Origin of the sequence: Seongchinamella sediminis, assembly GCF_003457605.1 — a bacterium.
GTDB lineage: Bacteria > Pseudomonadota > Gammaproteobacteria > Pseudomonadales > Halieaceae > Halioglobus > Halioglobus sediminis.
Genome location: NZ_QRAN01000003.1, coordinates 58,390 through 73,104, shown reverse-complemented (window position 1 = coordinate 73,104; position 14,715 = coordinate 58,390). Strand labels below are relative to the sequence as shown.

General features: G+C 62.9%; 15 protein-coding genes. 8 read left to right on the top strand and 7 right to left on the bottom strand.

The annotated features are described in order from the left end of the window. The first annotated feature begins 21 nt into the window (after nt 1-21). A complete protein-coding gene (locus DWB85_RS03450) occupies nt 22-939 on the top strand; it encodes a DUF808 domain-containing protein (RefSeq protein ID WP_117952814.1) in 918 nt (305 codons plus the stop codon). A 23-nt stretch (nt 940-962) separates the two neighbouring features. Here DWB85_RS03450 and DWB85_RS03445 read toward each other — a convergent pair whose 3' ends face one another. After that, nucleotides 963-2,825, bottom strand: coding sequence for a DUF885 domain-containing protein (locus DWB85_RS03445; protein ID WP_117952813.1), 1,863 nt, complete (start codon nt 2,823-2,825; stop codon nt 963-965). Nucleotides 2,826-2,993: 168 nt separating this feature from the next. Further along, nucleotides 2,994-4,448 carry a helicase HerA-like domain-containing protein gene (locus DWB85_RS03440; protein ID WP_117952812.1) on the bottom strand — a complete coding sequence of 485 codons (1,455 nt, stop codon included), beginning with the start codon at nt 4,446-4,448 and terminating at the stop codon, nt 2,994-2,996. A 107-nt stretch (nt 4,449-4,555) separates the two neighbouring features. On the opposite strand from DWB85_RS03440, the gene ypfJ reads away from it, so the two are divergent. The 3 genes from ypfJ to DWB85_RS03425 all read left to right on the top strand — a co-directional run bounded on the left by ypfJ (nt 4,556) and on the right by DWB85_RS03425 (nt 6,715). Then, nucleotides 4,556-5,458 (top strand): KPN_02809 family neutral zinc metallopeptidase, encoded by a 903-nt coding sequence (ypfJ, locus tag DWB85_RS03435; RefSeq protein ID WP_117952811.1) that lies wholly within the window; start codon nt 4,556-4,558, stop codon nt 5,456-5,458. Nucleotides 5,459-5,562: 104 nt separating this feature from the next. Continuing rightward, complete coding sequence (locus DWB85_RS03430) at nt 5,563-5,775, top strand: hypothetical protein (protein WP_117952810.1); 213 nt, start codon at nt 5,563-5,565, stop codon at nt 5,773-5,775. 172 nt (nt 5,776-5,947) lie between these two features. After that, nucleotides 5,948-6,715 (top strand): ABC transporter permease, encoded by a 768-nt coding sequence (locus DWB85_RS03425; RefSeq protein ID WP_239017204.1) that lies wholly within the window; start codon nt 5,948-5,950, stop codon nt 6,713-6,715. 23 nt (nt 6,716-6,738) lie between these two features. Here the strand turns inward: DWB85_RS03425 and DWB85_RS03420 are convergent, their stop codons facing one another. After that, nucleotides 6,739-7,368: a hypothetical protein gene (locus DWB85_RS03420; protein WP_117952809.1), complete on the bottom strand. Its 630-nt coding sequence runs from the start codon at nt 7,366-7,368 to the stop codon at nt 6,739-6,741. A 277-nt stretch (nt 7,369-7,645) separates the two neighbouring features. On the opposite strand from DWB85_RS03420, the gene DWB85_RS03415 reads away from it, so the two are divergent. Both DWB85_RS03415 and DWB85_RS03410 read left to right on the top strand, forming a co-directional pair. Further along, on the top strand, nt 7,646-7,942 hold the full coding sequence (locus DWB85_RS03415) for a 4a-hydroxytetrahydrobiopterin dehydratase (protein ID WP_117952808.1): 297 nt from the start codon (nt 7,646-7,648) through the stop codon (nt 7,940-7,942). Next, nucleotides 7,936-8,757, top strand: a complete 822-nt coding sequence (locus DWB85_RS03410) for a Rossmann-fold NAD(P)-binding domain-containing protein (protein WP_117952807.1) — start codon at nt 7,936-7,938, stop codon at nt 8,755-8,757. Before DWB85_RS03415 ends, DWB85_RS03410 begins: the two co-directional genes overlap by 7 nt. On the opposite strand, the gene DWB85_RS03405 is transcribed toward DWB85_RS03410, so the two are convergent. From DWB85_RS03405 to DWB85_RS03395, 3 genes are read right to left on the bottom strand one after another with little or no spacing between them, the layout of a single operon-like run. After that, on the bottom strand, nt 8,754-9,506 hold the full coding sequence (locus DWB85_RS03405) for a class I SAM-dependent methyltransferase (protein ID WP_117952806.1): 753 nt from the start codon (nt 9,504-9,506) through the stop codon (nt 8,754-8,756). The two genes, DWB85_RS03410 and DWB85_RS03405, sit on opposite strands and share 4 nt — an antisense overlap. Then, the gene (locus DWB85_RS03400; RefSeq protein ID WP_162845989.1) at nt 9,499-9,870 is read right to left on the bottom strand and encodes a YkvA family protein; all 372 of its coding nucleotides are present in this window, start codon (nt 9,868-9,870) and stop codon (nt 9,499-9,501) included. The genes DWB85_RS03405 and DWB85_RS03400 overlap by 8 nt, the downstream gene beginning before the upstream one ends. A gap of 4 nt (nt 9,871-9,874) precedes the next feature. After that, entirely contained in the window at nt 9,875-10,750 is an 876-nt protein-coding gene (locus DWB85_RS03395) for a helix-turn-helix transcriptional regulator (protein WP_117952804.1), read from the bottom strand. A 114-nt stretch (nt 10,751-10,864) separates the two neighbouring features. On the opposite strand from DWB85_RS03395, the gene DWB85_RS03390 reads away from it, so the two are divergent. Continuing rightward, a complete protein-coding gene (locus DWB85_RS03390; RefSeq protein ID WP_239017203.1) occupies nt 10,865-12,256 on the top strand; it encodes a M20/M25/M40 family metallo-hydrolase in 1,392 nt (463 codons plus the stop codon). A gap of 124 nt (nt 12,257-12,380) precedes the next feature. Further along, nucleotides 12,381-13,748, top strand: a complete 1,368-nt coding sequence (locus tag DWB85_RS03385) for an MATE family efflux transporter (protein ID WP_239017202.1) — start codon at nt 12,381-12,383, stop codon at nt 13,746-13,748. A gap of 19 nt (nt 13,749-13,767) precedes the next feature. Here the strand turns inward: DWB85_RS03385 and DWB85_RS03380 are convergent, their stop codons facing one another. Then, entirely contained in the window at nt 13,768-14,649 is an 882-nt protein-coding gene (locus DWB85_RS03380) for a lysophospholipid acyltransferase family protein (protein ID WP_117952803.1), read from the bottom strand. Between the last annotated feature and the right edge of the window lie 66 nt (nt 14,650-14,715).

Below are 14,715 nucleotides of genomic sequence, written 5' to 3'. Positions count from 1 at the left end.
CTGTTTCCGGGGGAGAAGGCCATGGCTGGCACTAGCCTGCTGTTATTGATCGATGACATCGCCACGGTGCTTGACGATGTCTCGCTGATGACCAAGGTCGCCGCGAAGAAGACCGCCGGCGTGTTGGGGGATGACCTGGCGGTGAATGCCGAGAAGGTCACCGGGGTGCGGGCGGAACGCGAACTGCCGGTGGTGTGGGCCGTGGCCCGCGGCTCCTTCATCAACAAGCTCATCCTGGTGCCGCTGGCCCTGCTGGCCTCGCTGTTTGCCCCCTGGCTTATTACCCCGGCCCTGCTGGCCGGTGGCCTGTATCTCTGTTTTGAAGGCTTCGAAAAGATTGCCCATCGCTTCCTCCACCGCAGTGAAGACGCCCGGGAGCACCAGGAACTGGTGAGCAAGCTGGCAGATCCCGCGGTGGACCTGGTGGCGCTGGAGAAAAAGAAGATCAAGGGCGCGGTGCGCACCGACTTCATCCTGTCGGCGGAAATCATCGTGCTGACCCTCGGGGTGGTGGCCGGGTCAGCGTTTGTCACCCGGGTTGGCGTGCTCGCGGGTATTGCCATCATTATGACGGTAGGTGTGTACGGGCTGGTCGCCGGGATCGTCAAACTGGACGATGCCGGACTCTACCTCTACGAGAAAAAGGGCGAGGGGATGTGGGTTCGCTGCCAGCGCTGGCTGGGCCTGCGGCTGATCGATTTTGCGCCCTGGCTGATGAAGGCGCTGGGCATCATCGGTACTGTGGCCATGTTCATGGTCGGCGGCGGCATCCTGCTGCACAACATACATTTCCTGCACGAGGCAGTGGGGCAATTTGCAGCCGGGCTGCAGCCGCTAATGGCGAGCATGGTCCCCACCCTGGTGGGGATGTTGTTGGGATTGCTGGCGGGCGGGGTGGTGGTCGCCGTTGTAGAGGGAATACGGAAGTTGCGGGCCTGACAGGCCCGCAACCGGTAGCCGGATCAGCCGGCGTCATCCTCGCTGGACTCGCCCAGCGCCAGCGCCTGCTTGCGGGCGATGTAGTCATCCACCTGCGCTTCCAGCAGGTTCATCGGCACCGCGCCGTTCTTGAGGACGGCGTTGTGGAACTCCCGGATGTCGAAGTCGCTGCCCAGCGCCAGCTGCGCCTTGCTGCGGGTTTCCAGGATTTTCAGCATGCCAATCTTGTAGGCGGTGGCCTGGCCGGGCATGACCGCGTGGCGTTCCACCATCTTCGCCGCGTCGATGCGGGCATTGGGCGTGTTGTCGACATAGAAGTCGATGGACGCTTCCCGGGTCCAGCCTTTGGCGTGCATGCCGGTGTCGACCACCAGGCGAACCGCGCGCCACAGCTCCATCGCCAGCCGGCCGAAGTCCGCGTAGGGATCTTCGTAGAGGCCGATCTCCTTGGGCAGTAGTTCGGAGTAGAGGCCCCAGCCCTCGCTGTAGGCGGTTACCCCGCCAAAACGGCGGAACTTGGGCAAGTCCTCCAGTTCCTGCTTGATCGCGATCTGCATGTGGTGACCGGGCAGGCCCTCGTGGTAGGCAAGCGCCTCCAGCTGGTAGGTGGGCATCATGCTCATGTCGTAGAGGTTGGCGTAATAGCGCCCGGGACGGGAACCATCGGCGGCCGGTTGCTGGTAAAATGCCTTGCCGGCCGACTTTTCGCGGAATTCCTCCACCGCTTTCACGTCCAGCTCGGCCTTCGGCTGCACCAGGAACAACTCATCCAGCCGCGCCTCCATATCCGCCAGCACTGCGTCTGCTCTCTGCAGGTACTGTTGCCGTCCCGCGTCGGTGTTGGGGTAGTAGAACTGCTCGTCAGTGCGCATGAAGGCCATGAAGTCCTGCAGACTGCCCTCGAAGCCGACCTGCGCCTGGATTTTGCGCATCTCGTCGTGAATGCGCGCCACTTCCTCGAGGCCGATCTGGTGAATCTGTTCGGCGCTGAGGTCGGTGGTGGTAATACGCTGCAGACGGTTGCGATAGTAAGCGTCGCCCGCCGGCAGTTTCCAGGCGCCGGCATCGGCAGAGGCTTTGGCCTGCAGGTCCTCGAGGCAGGCGATGAGCTTCTGGTAAGCCGGCTGCACACTGTGCAGCATGGCCAGCTCGGCCTCGCGCAACAGCGTGGCCCGGTCGGCATCGCTGATCTCCAGCCTGGCGACCTTGGCGCTGAAATCCGCCATCAGGGTGCTGGGCTCACCGCCGTCAAAGGGCGCACCCTGGAGGATGTTGCGGGAGTCACGGAGCACGTGAGGGAAGACAAAGTCGGGGGCGATGATGCCCTTTTTCTCGCGAATCCTGAGCTGTTCAATCACCTGCTCGAGCCGGTCCTCAACCCCGTTGAGACGGGCGATATAGGCCTCGGCTTCCTCCCGATCGGCGATGCTGTGCTGGTTGATGAGGAACGCGGGGATGCCGGCGTGCTCGCCAAACATCTGGTTGACCGGGTAGTTGTGGTGCCGCCACTGGTAGTCGGCGATGTCGTTGCGCAGCTGCTGCTCCAGCAGCTGGTAGCTGACCAGGGTGCTGGCATCGAGCTTGTTGCTGTCGATGGCTTCCAGCAGGGCGAGATCGGCCTGGTCGTGGGCCAGCTCGCGGGCCTGGGCCTGCTCGGACAGGTCGTTCCACTGGTCGTAGTCATCCTTGATGCCGAGGTAGGTCTGGCGCACCGGGTCGCGGGCGACCTGGCGGTCGAAAATATCATCAAACAGGGCGTTGGCGCGCTGGGTTTCGGTCTGCAGCGTGGCCTTCGCCGGGGGGGTGGGGTCAGCCTTCTGGCTGACCGCGAGCACAGGTGTGCTGATCAGGGCAGCGCAGGCTGCTCCGAGGATAGCTTTAAACATGTCATTACCGTCGTTGTGGGAGCCAGGGCGTCACGGGTCCCGGGTAGGGCGCAGGTGACGGGCTGTCTCCGTGGGTAAAGCCAGGGTCACTGGCTGTCAGCGGTCCGGACTATACACGGGCCGAGGGTAAATTTCCAATCCCGGGAAGCCCCGAGCGGCAACGCTGTGCTACTTCAACAGCGATCCCAGTATGCCGCGAAACAGCTGGCGACCGGCGGCGGAACCCAGGCTGCGGGCCACGCTTTTCATGAAGGCCTCGCCGACGCCCTGGCGGGAACTGGTCCGCGGTTTGCTGCCCTGTTCTTTAGCAGCGCGCTTTGCCAGTTCCGCCTCCTCCTGTTGCTTGAGGCGGGCCTGGGTCCGTTCTGACAGCACCTCGTGGGCCGAGCGCCGGTCAACGCCCTCGCCATAGCGCCGCATGTTGGGTTCCCGGTCGAGCAGGGCCTGGCGTTCGGCGGCGGTGGCTTTGCCTATGCGCGATTGCGGTGGTCGTACCAGAATGCGCTCGACCGGGCTGGGAATACCCTTGTCCTGCAGGGTGGAAACCAGGGCCTCGCCGACCCCCAGCTCGGTTATCGCCGTCACCGTGTCCACCGCCGGGTTGGCGCGGAATGACTGGGCAGCGACGCGCACTGCTTTCTGTTCCTTGGGGGTATAGGCCCGCAGCGCATGCTGGATGCGGTTGCCCAGTTGCGCCAGCACGCTGTCGGGTATATCACCGGGGCTCTGGCTGATGAAGTAGACCCCCACGCCCTTGGACCGGATCAGTCTGACCACCTGTTCGATTTTCTCCAGCAGGTGTTTGGGAGCATCCTTGAACAGCAGGTGGGCCTCGTCGAAGAAGAACACCAGCACCGGCTTGTCCGGATCGCCCAGCTCGGGCAGTGACTCGAACAGCTCCGACAGCAGCCACAGCAGGAAGGTGGAGTAGACCCGGGGGCTCAATACCAGCTTGTCGGCCGCCAGGATGTTGATCAGGCCGCGGCCGTCGCGGGTGGTCTGCATGAAGTCTTCCAGTTCCAGGGCGGGTTCACCGAAGAACTTCTTGCCGCCCTCGCGCTCCAGCATCAGCAGGCGACGCAGGATGGCGTTGACCGAGGACCTGGCCACCCGGTAACCGGTGCCGAGGCTGGCGCTGTTCTCGGCCAGGTATTCCAGGGTGGTACGCAGGTCCGCGAGGTCCAGCAGCAGCACACCCTCGGCGTCGGCGAACTCGAATACCAGGGTAACAACGCTCTCCTGGGTTTCATTCAGGTCCAGCAGGCGGGACAGCAGCTGCGGCCCCATCTCCGAGACGGTGGACCGCACCGGCACGCCTTTCTTGCCGAACAGGTCCCAGAAGGCGACCGGGTAGGCTTCGGGGCGGTAGTTGTCGATGCCGACGGCCTGGACCCGCTCATCAATTTTGGGGTGGGCGTTGCCCGGCTGGCTCATGCCGGACAGGTCGCCTTTGACGTCGGCCATGAACACCGGCACCCCGAGGTCGGAAAAGCCCTCGGCCAGGCACTGGAGGGTGACGGTTTTGCCGGTGCCGGTGGCCCCGGCGACCAGCCCGTGGCGATTGGCGTATTTTGGATCGAGAAATACCTGGCCGGCCTCATTGCCGCCTAGCAGTATGCCCATGGTGAGTCCCCGTGACTGTCTGTGTACCCAAAGCTTGTTTGCAGAATATCATGGTTGCCAGTTTTGGCAGCCCTGCTAGATTGAATTGAGCCAATGGAGAGAAGTGTATGCGCTGGGAAAAAGGCAGGCGAAGCGACAACGTAGAGGACCGCAGGGGCCAGAGTCCCGCCTACGCTGCCGCCGGGGCGGCACCGGCACTGCTGCGCTTCCTGCCCATGCTCCTGCGCAGCAACATCGGGCGGCTGCTCCTGCTTGGCGGCGTGTTACTGATCTTTGGCGGCAAACTGCTTGGCGTCGATGTGCTGGGCCTGTTCCTGGGGGCCCCCGGGGGCGGCGAGCCACAGCCAGCGAGCTTCAGCGCAGAGGAGCAGCGCCTGGCGGGCTTTGTCTCGGTGGTGCTGGCCGATACCGAGGATACCTGGCATGCGATCTTCAGGCAGCAGGGCCAAGTCTATCGTGAGCCCACCCTGGTGCTATTCAGCGGCAGGGTCAACTCCGCCTGCGGCATGGCCTCGTCCGCCGTGGGGCCCTTTTACTGTCCCGCCGACCAGCAGCTCTATATTGACCTGGCCTTCTTTCGCGACCTGGGCCAGCGGCACGGTGCCCCCGGGGATTTTGCCCAGGCCTATGTGGTGGCCCACGAGGTGGGGCACCATGTGCAGACCCTGCTGGGCATCAGCCGGCAGGTGCGCCGTGCTGGCGCTGGCCGGAGCCAGGCGGAGGTCAATGCGCTGTCGGTGCGCCAGGAACTGCAGGCCGACTGCTTTGCCGGGCTCTGGGGGCATGCTGCCAATGTCGATCGCAAGCTGCTTGACCCGGGTGACCTCGAGGAGGCGCTCACCGCGGCCAGCGCCATCGGCGATGATCGCCTGCAGCGCGAGGCCGGACGCCAGGTGGTCCCGGACAGCTTCACCCACGGCAGTTCCGCTCAGCGGGTACGCTGGTTCCGGGTTGGCTTCGAGGGCGGCAGTCTCGCCGATTGTGATACCTTCGCCGCCCGCCCGTTGTAAATCCTCGACCTGTCACTTTTTCAACCAGGTCCGCAAGGCGACAGATGGCCCCGCGAGCGACACCTGTTCACAATGGCCCTCACAGCATATGAGGGAGAGCGCTGATGACTTCGAGCCGCGCGATAGAGTATCGAATCAACCGTCACCTGGCCGGGCATGCACCGCAGCGGCGCCGGACAGGGCGCCGGCGGCTGGTTGAGCAGTTGATCGCGGTCACCGCAACTGCCAGCGGCCTGTTGTTATTCGGCAGTTACATGCCGGAGCTGGTGGCCGCGGGTCTTGCCGCCAGCATGGTCTGGAGCCTGGGAACCCGCTAGCGGCTCAGCAGGTAGGGGTTTTGCAGCTCACGATTGGATCCTTTTTACGCCAGTTTTTCGACAAACACATCTACATTTAGCGCAGTAAAAACAATCAGATAAATTCTATAATTAAAGTTAGTAATAGCTTTAGTGCGGATGCCTGTGGGCAGTTGCTGGCCGAAGGTGTAGCATGATCGCTCCCTGCAGCGACGCGGCGCAAGAACACATGGACAACCCGGTAATCACCCTGTCGCTGGCGCAGCTGGCGCTGGCCTTCCTGCCCGTCGCCATCACCCTGGTCATTCTGTTTCGCTGGTCCTACGGCACCGGCAACGCGGCCTATGCCCTGGCCCGCATGGTGATACAACTGCTGGCGGTTGGCTATGTCCTGGTGTGGATATTCAACGCCGATAGCGGGCTGGCCATCATCGCCGTACTCGCCATTATGGTGGCAGCCTCCGCCTGGATCGCCCTGGGAACTGCGCCCGAGCACCGCCGGCAACTGCTGCTGTCCGCTTTTATCGCGATCTTGCTGGGCGGTGGGCTGACGCTGCTGCTGATCACCCAGGCTGTGCTGCAGGTCGATCCCTGGTACCTGCCGCGTTACATGATACCCCTCGCCGGCATGGTTTTCGCCAATGCGATGACGGCGGTCAGCCTGGCGGCCGAACGCATTTACAGTGAATTGAAGCATGGCATGGCCTGGCAGGAGGCCCGCATCAAGGCCTACCAGGCGGCGATGATCCCGGTGATCAACGCGCTGCTGGCGGTGGGCCTGGTGTCCCTGCCGGGCATGATGACCGGCCAGATCCTGTCGGGCGTGTCGCCGCTGGTGGCCTCCCGTTACCAGATCATGGTGATGTGCATGATCTTCGCGTCTGCCGGAATATCGACTGCGCTGTTTCTCAGTCTGAGTCGAGCACGGGTTTTATCAGGAGTGTTTGCCACTGACCCTTAGCTCGTCACCTTCGTTTTCTGCAGCTAGTTGAGATAGGTATCGTCGCCGAAGTCCGGGCAGACCTCGACCAATTCCGCTGCCTGCAGTTCCTTGCGGCTATCCGCAAGCCAGCACTCATTGAATATCGAACAGTAGCAAAAAGTGAGCACGCCTCTCGGCTTGCTGACGGCGGCAACGAGCTTTCGCGCCAAATCTGCATCGTTGGTACTGAACATGACCACGGTTTCATCGGCTCGAAGGACGCGATTGCTAATAAAGTTTCGCTTGACCGCAGCGTTCGCGTCTCCATCCACACTGGCAACCACCTCGGACCAGTTTCGCGTGACTTTGCCATCAATACTAACGCGTACATCCTGCATCTTTGCCGGACCAACACCGGCATTGGTAAATGCTAAAGAGAACCCTGCTGCATCACCGGTATCGTAGTCTTCGACCATCAGTTGCACAAAAGGCCAGACGGCTGCTGCGGTCTGCTGGCGAACCGCAGCAGATTCTGTCAGTGCCGCATAGAGTGCGAGTATGGCAATCACGATACCGACCACCGACAGGATAGTCTGCCAGAATGTCAGGCGGACCAGGTGGCGTTCGGTGCGTAACAGGGAGTGAGCCGCGGCCGAGTTAGGCTCGCCCGGAGCGGTAGTGTCGTCAGTCATGCATCTGGCCCTTTTCCCTTGCGTTAATCGGTCGGGGCACTAACTATATCAAGAGCAGGACAAATTAATCTGCCTCTTTTAAATCGTTTACGAGACTTCATTGCGCCGCCTCGTTCCCAGGTGCTTGAATTTTCGGGTAATCGCTGTAGTTGCTCAAACAGAATGGCAATAAGGCTTCGACCCGGGGCCTTGCGCCAAACTCACCCCACTGTCCGCTCAGGTACACGGCAAGTCTGCGCTACAATACGACGTGGCTAACATAGCGGATTAAAGCGAAATGAACACAATTGACCCGAAGCAGGCCAGGCAGAACTTACTGTCGATGCCGCGGTGGCGCCTGGTGGACGATAAGCTCTATTCGAAGTGTGAGTTTCCTGACTTCGTTGCAGCCTTTGGATTCATGAGCCAGGTAGCATTAGTGGCGGAGGCGATGAATCATCACCCCGAGTGGAGTAATGTGTATAACACCGTGGAAATTTTCCTGACCACACATGACGCCGGCGGCCTCTCTGACAAGGACTTCGCCCTGGCTGGCAAAATCGATGCGCTGCTGGAGCGTCAGCGATTATGCTGAAGAAGCTCCTGCTGACTTTCATCGCAGCACCTGTGGTGCTGCTACTGGGCCTGAATATCTGGGGCACGCTTACCCTGGGCTCCCACAGGCCGGACCCTGCGGCGGCCCGCGACCCTGGGGCCAACCGGGTGGTGATGGTGTTCGGCGCCACCGGCTCGGTGGGGGACGGGCTGCTGAAAGCGGCGATGGCCGACCCGGAAGTGAAAAAGATTTATGCCCCTGCCCGGCGAATGTCGGCGCGGCTGGAAGCCGGGCAAAAGGAAGGCCGGGTGGAGGTTATTCTGCACCAGGACTTTAGCGACTACAGCGGCATCGCCGACGAACTGGCAGAGGTTAATACGGTGCTGTGGGGCCTGGGCACCACCTCCATTGGCATGGACCCCAAACTCTACCGCCACATCCACGTGGATTTCCCGCTTGCCTTTGTCAGGCAGTGGCTGTCAGCCCGTCAGGAGGGGCCGATGGCTTTTCATTACGTTACCGGGATGGGTACCGGCGAGGATGAAAGCGCCCAGTGGGCGAAGGACAAGGGCAGAGCCGAGCGCAGGATCGCGGAAATGTCGAAGGGTACCGGTATGCGCAGCTTTGCTCACCGCTCGGCCTGGATCATGCCGACTGCAGAAAATGCCAACGCCGGCATGGTTCTCGGCGAGTTGCTACTCAAACCGGGATACCTGGTGATCCGCGGGATCGACCTGGGTCGGGCCATGCTGGAGATCAGCGCCCGCACCAGCGAACTGCCCACCGGCACGCTTATCGACAACAAGGATGCCATCGACTACGCCGCGGCTTACCGCGCCTACCGGGGCCTTTAGTCGCTCCGGCGGGCGATATAGAACCCGTAACTGTAGTGCTCGCTGTACTTTTCGTACAGGGCCTGTTCCTGCCGGTGTTCGGCCACCAGGTCGTGGGCCGCGGCACTGTGGTCGTGGCGATCAAGAAAGTGCTCGAAATCCGCCGCCAAGGGGTGATAGTAGTTCTCCAGCCAGCAACTGGGCGGCAGGGTGAAGTAGCCCAGCGCGCTGTAGCCCTGCTGTTCCAGCACCCGGAACTTGCCGGCGGCGGTATCGATTTCCGGGTAGTTAGCGGTCCAGAAGGCCTCGATCTCCGCTGGCCGCTGCGCCGTCAGCCAGGTAATTTCACTGACCGCCAGCAGTCCCCCGGGCCTGAGGAAGCGGCGCCATCTGGCCAGGCCCCTGCTGAACCCCATACTGTAAATGGCGCCTTCCGACCAGAGCAGGTCGAACTTTCCATCGGCGAAAGGCAGGGCGTTCATATCCGCGATGCCGGGCCGGATGCGCTGATCCAGCCCCGCGGCGTCGGCCCGAAGCCGCAACTCGTCGATAAAGCCCGGAAGAAAATCCACCGCGGTGATGCTAGCGGGCAGGGCGCCGGCCAGGGCCAGGGTACTGGCGCCGGTGCCGCAGCCGATATCGGCCACCCGCAGGTCGGCGGAGGGCGTCAAGCCGCTCAACTGCAGGGCGAGCAGGCTGTGGTAGTCGCTACCGGGACCCTGGCGCGCCTGCCGCCGATGCAGGTCCATAAGCATGTCAAGTTCAGTCATCCCCTGTCCCGTTGTCGCTGCGGGGGCCGAACCACTGGTCGAGCCGGGCGGCGGTTTTGGCCCGCACATCGTCGTTGATGTAGGTGGCAACGGCGGCAATCGCCAGGGCCAGCACGCCGAGGTCATCGGCGTAACCCACGGCGGGGGTCAGGTCGGCAATGGCATCCAGCGGCACAATGAAATATCCGAGGGCTCCGGCAATGGTCGCCTTGGCCCAGGCCGGCGCCTTTTCCTCCTGCATCGCGTAATAGAGCAGCAGGGCCTTTTCCACCACCTCGCGGCCGGCCGTGCGGGCATAGCGCTTCAGCTTGTCCCGGAAGCCCTGCTCACTGAACGCGTTTTGGTACTCGTTGTTGTCAGTCATATCCTTATCCAAACAGCCAGGGTTCCAGGTCGTCCCGGTTGGCCACCACGATTTGCTGGGCCATCGGATCCTCCAGGGATTCCCGCGGGTTGATGTGCAACAGGCGCAGGGCATAGGGCACCAGTTTGCCGCGGGTCGTGATACGCAGGGCGCCGGCGCTCATACCGTAATCGATCTCGATGACCTCCTGCTGCTCGGGCGCGAGTCTCGGGTCCGGGGTGATGACAATGGTCGCCTCGGTGTTCCATTCGCGGTCGCCGTCGATACCGTGCTCCGACTCGTCCATGATCTCCGGCGTGTCGCGGAAGCGGCTGAGGACAAAGTCGCGGTATTCCCGGTTTTTCTCGCACCAGGCGCGAACATGCCAGCGCAGGCCGGTGTAGACCAGCGTGTGAGGGACGATGATCCGGCCTTCCCGGTCGGGGTGGTTGAGGGACACGTAGTCACAGTCGAGGCGCTTCTGCTGCCGGGCCGCCTGCATGATCGGGCGCAGCACCTCGGGGTGGACATCGCGCACCGGATGACTCAGGACTTCCACGTTGCTGACATTGAGGGCCAGGGACTCGAACATGGTCATCAGTTCGTTGTTGCGCGCCATCAGGTGCAGGTACTCGTCCGCCAGTCCCCGGGTTACCCGGGGCTGGAAATCGGCGCTGGGCTTGTAGCCCTTGAGATACTTGTCGTACTCCAGGTTGCCAACCCCCACCTCGCGCAGGTAGGTGTTGATGTCCTTGCTCGCCTGCTGGCGGCCGATGCCAAAGGTGTCGCAGAGATGGCGGGTGGTTAAGCGGCCTTCCCACAGGGCGATAGTCTCGATGTAGCGGTAGCGCAACAGGAGATCCCAGCGGAAGGGCCATTTGGCAGGGGCGAGTTCGCTCATGGTGTGTCCCGGTGTCAGTCTGCAGGCAGTATACGCCCAGTGTCTGCAAACTGTACATGTCGCTGCTCACGACTTCCCGGTACACTCGCGGTTTTCCCCCTGGAGATCACCGCCTTGTCCATCCGTCTGCCGCTCGCCCTCACTTTCCTCTTCAGTGCCAGTTTCGTCCTGGCCCAGTCAATCAATCCCCGCCTGGAACAGCGCGCGGCAGCGCTGGCCAGTGCCGCGCTGGAGGACACCCTGGGCTACTCGCTGGTAGCGTCGCTGACCACCGAAGTCGGCCCCCGCCTCGCCGGCACCGAGGCCGAGGAGCGGGCCAGGCAATGGGCGGTGGAAAAACTCAGGGCACTGGGGTTCAGCAAGGTCCGGGTGGAACCCTTTGAACTGCCGGTGTGGGAGCGCGGCGTAGAGTGGGCGCAAATCACTGCCCCCTATCCCCAGCCGCTGGTGATCAGCGCACTGGGGGGAAGCACCGCGACCGGCCCGGACGGTGTCGAAGGGGAAGTGGCCTCCTTTGCCTCACTGGCGCAGTTGCGCGCGGCGCCGGCGGAAAACCTGAAGGGCAAGATAGTATTCGTCGATGAAGTCATGACCCGCAGCCAGGACGGCTCCGGTTATGGCGTGGCCGCCGGCAAGCGCCGTGCTGCGGCCTACATCGCTGAGGAAAAGGGTGCGGCAGCCGTGCTGATCCGTTCCGTGGGCACCAGTAAACACCGCTTTGCCCACACCGGGCAGATGCGCCGCCTGACCGAGGGCGGCGCCGACCGCGGGGTGCCGGCAGCGGCCCTGTCAGCGCCGGACGCCGACCAGCTGCAGCGCATCCTCGCCGCGGGGGAGAGCGTCACCCTGCGTCTGGTATTGACCCCGCAACAGCGCCCGGCGGGTATGTCCGGCAATGTCATCGCCGAAATCCCGGGCACTGAAGCGGCCGATGAAATTGTCCTGGTCGGGGCCCACCTGGATTCCTGGGACCTGGGCACCGGCGCCGTCGACGACGGGGCCGGCGTGGGCATCGTGGTGGCCGCCGCCAAGCGGGTGATGGACGCCCAGCCCGAGGGGCCCCGGCGCACGGTGCGGGTGGTACTGTTCGGCGCAGAGGAAGTGGGGCTGGTGGGCGCCCAGGCCTATGCCGTGGCCCATGCCGACGACCTGGACCAGCACATAGTTGCCTCGGAGTCGGATTTTGGCGCGGGGCGCATCTGGCGTTTTGAAACCAACGTCGCCGAGGACAAGATAGAGGCCGCCCAGGCCCTGGGCAGTGTCGTCCGCAGCCTCGGGGCGGCCCCCGGCGGTAACAACGCCAGCGGTGGCCCGGACATGAAGTACCTCCGCGAGGCCGGGGTGCCGGTGGTCGGGCTCAAGCAGAACGGCTGGGACTATTTTGACCTGCACCACACGCCCAACGACACCCTGGACAAAATCGATCCCGCCGATATCGCCCACAATGTGGCGGCCTGGGCCTCGTTCATTTACCTGGCAGCGAATTCAGACGCTGACTATCGCTGAGGCGGGCGAGCGCCGCCACAGCCTTGTGAAATAGTACCTGCCGCGCTTGCCCCATCGCGCCTGACTTGCCACGGTTCAGGCGTATAATGCCGCTCCTGTTTACTCCCAGACCGCTCCGGTAATCGTGCCCTACCTTTCGCTGACAACGCTGCGGGAACTGTTCCGCCTTTCGCTGCCCATGGTGATTTCCCAGGGAGCGTTTGCGGTCATGGTATTCACCGACCGCTGGTTCATGTCGCAAATCGATTCGGTGCACATTGCCGCCGCCATGGGCGGCGGCGTGGCCTCGTTCTTCTGCCTGTCGCTGTTTATCGGCCTGATCAGCTACGGCAACGCCCTGGTGGCCCAGTATTATGGGGCCGGCATGTTTCCGCGCTGTCCGCGGGTGGTCAGCCAGGGGGTCATAATCGCCGTGGTATCCCTGCCACTGCTGGCAATCGTGGGTGTCGGCATGGGCCTGGCGTTTGACCACATGGGTCATGACCCCCGCCAGGTGCCGCTGGAGCGGATGTACTTTTACACCCTGATGGGCGGCGGGTTCTTCCACCTGGTGAAGGCTTGCCTGGCTTCTTACTTTGTCGGCATAGGCCGGACCCGGGTGGTGATGGCAGTGGACGTTATCGGCATCTGCATCAACATACCGCTCAGCTGGATGCTGATTTTCGGCCAGTTCGGCCTGCCCGAACTGGGCATTGTGGGCGCTGCCGCCGGTACCGTGTTCGCCCAGTTCGCCACCATACTGCTATTCCTCTGCTTTTACCTCAGTCGCGCGCATCGTCAACAGTTTTCCGTGGGCGAGTCGCTGGCCTTCGACCGCGGCGTAATGCGCCGCTATCTGCGGCTGGGTGTGCCCTCGGCGCTGGAGAGCTTTATGAATACCGGCACCTTCAATGTGTTCCTGTTGCTGTTCCAGGGTTACGGCGTGGTGCAGGGCGCCTCCATGGCTATTGTATTCAACTGGGACATGGTCTCTTTCGTACCGATGATGGGGCTCAATATCGGGGTGATGAGCCTTATCGGCCGCTTCGTCGGTGCTGGCGACATGACCCGGACCAACCAGGTGATTTCTTCCGGGCTGATCCTGGCCCTGGGCTACTCGGGCCTGCTGGCCGTGCTGTACCTGATGTTCCGGGTGGAACTGGTGGACGTGTTTGCCACCGGGGACCAGCATTTCAACGAGATCAGGGAACTGGCCTCGGCCATGATGATAGGCCTTACCACCTATATGCTGGCGGATGCTGTGCTTCTTATCGCCGGCGGTGCCCTGCGCGGTGCCGGCGATACCCGCTGGGTGATGTGGACCTCGACTTCACTGCACTGGCTGATGCTGCTGGCGCAGTATTTCGTGATCGTCGTCTGGCAGTTGGACCCGCTGGTGTCCTGGTGGGTATTCGTGGTGATGCTGCAGAGCATCGCTGTCTGCTATGCGGTACGGCTGTACCGCGGCCGCTGGCGCCAACCCGAGCGGCTCGCCCGGGTGATGCAGGAATAAGGCCGGCTGGCGCGGGCCGTCAAATTGTCAGCAGCCGCCGCAGCAGGCCTTCCTTGCCCCGGTTCTGGGCGCGGGCGAACAGCAACTCCGCCAGTTGGATCTCGATCTGCTCCGCGACCTGGGCGCGTATTGTTTCCTGCTGGCGTTTGGTCGGGGTCTTGCCTTTCATCTGCGCCAGGTCGATGGGTTCGCCCAGGCCGATATAACAGCGCTGGGGCTTGGGGAACAGGGTTCCCAGGGCGCCGACCGGTATGGGCGGCAGCATGTCCGACCGGGTGTTTTCGTCAATCATCCCCAGGCGCCTGAGTAACTGCCCCAGTGCCGTGTCCGGCAGGTCCTCGCCCTCCATCAGGTGGCCGTAAAATTCGTCGGGCCCCACGATGCCGAAGGGCATGATGGTGTAGCCGTGTTTCGCCGCCAGTTTGACGAAACCGTAGCGCTCCTTCCACTGCAATTCGTAAATATCCCGGGCCGGTTTCACCGCTTCATGGGCGCCGCCGGGGAAGACCAGCAGGTCCTTGCCGGCTTTCATCAGCGCGGAGCAAACCTGCGGATGGCCCATCACGCCGCCGGTGCGGAGAACGGCGTTGCCGATTTTTTCGTTGGCAAACAGGAACTTGTCACCCAGGCCCCGGGGGAAACGACCGAGATCGTGCAGGAATACGGGGCCAAGTACCCAGCCATCGAGGGCGAACAGCGAATGGTTGCCGACAAACAGGCAGGGCTTGTCCGGCAGGTTTTCCTCGCCCATCACCACCGGATTGAACAGGCTCTTGATCGCGCGGTAGACCAGTTCCAGTTGCAGTCCGGCGGGCTGCGGGGTTGCCAGGGCCATCTCGATGTGGCGTTCGAGAGCGGCTTTCTCACTCAGGGGCTGGTTGTCTTTGTCAAAAACGGACATGTAGTGCTCGGTACAAGGTGGGCCAGCCGGGTATTATAGGCGGCAGCCGGAGCAGGGGCCACAACC

What these genes read in the sequence shown, in the direction of transcription:
- DWB85_RS03450 (WP_117952814.1), top strand. Translation starts at nt 22, where the DNA reads ATGGCTGGCACTAGCCTGCTGTTATTGATCGATGACATCGCCACGGTG.
- DWB85_RS03445 (WP_117952813.1), bottom strand. Translation starts at nt 2,825, where the DNA reads ATGTTTAAAGCTATCCTCGGAGCAGCCTGCGCTGCCCTGATCAGCACA.
- DWB85_RS03440 (WP_117952812.1), bottom strand. Translation starts at nt 4,448, where the DNA reads ATGGGCATACTGCTAGGCGGCAATGAGGCCGGCCAGGTATTTCTCGAT.
- ypfJ (WP_117952811.1), top strand. Translation starts at nt 4,556, where the DNA reads ATGCGCTGGGAAAAAGGCAGGCGAAGCGACAACGTAGAGGACCGCAGG.
- DWB85_RS03430 (WP_117952810.1), top strand. Translation starts at nt 5,563, where the DNA reads ATGACTTCGAGCCGCGCGATAGAGTATCGAATCAACCGTCACCTGGCC.
- DWB85_RS03425 (WP_239017204.1), top strand. Translation starts at nt 5,948, where the DNA reads ATGATCGCTCCCTGCAGCGACGCGGCGCAAGAACACATGGACAACCCG.
- DWB85_RS03420 (WP_117952809.1), bottom strand. Translation starts at nt 7,368, where the DNA reads ATGACTGACGACACTACCGCTCCGGGCGAGCCTAACTCGGCCGCGGCT.
- DWB85_RS03415 (WP_117952808.1), top strand. Translation starts at nt 7,646, where the DNA reads ATGAACACAATTGACCCGAAGCAGGCCAGGCAGAACTTACTGTCGATG.
- DWB85_RS03410 (WP_117952807.1), top strand. Translation starts at nt 7,936, where the DNA reads ATGCTGAAGAAGCTCCTGCTGACTTTCATCGCAGCACCTGTGGTGCTG.
- DWB85_RS03405 (WP_117952806.1), bottom strand. Translation starts at nt 9,506, where the DNA reads ATGACTGAACTTGACATGCTTATGGACCTGCATCGGCGGCAGGCGCGC.
- DWB85_RS03400 (WP_162845989.1), bottom strand. Translation starts at nt 9,870, where the DNA reads ATGACTGACAACAACGAGTACCAAAACGCGTTCAGTGAGCAGGGCTTC.
- DWB85_RS03395 (WP_117952804.1), bottom strand. Translation starts at nt 10,750, where the DNA reads ATGAGCGAACTCGCCCCTGCCAAATGGCCCTTCCGCTGGGATCTCCTG.
- DWB85_RS03380 (WP_117952803.1), bottom strand. Translation starts at nt 14,649, where the DNA reads ATGTCCGTTTTTGACAAAGACAACCAGCCCCTGAGTGAGAAAGCCGCT.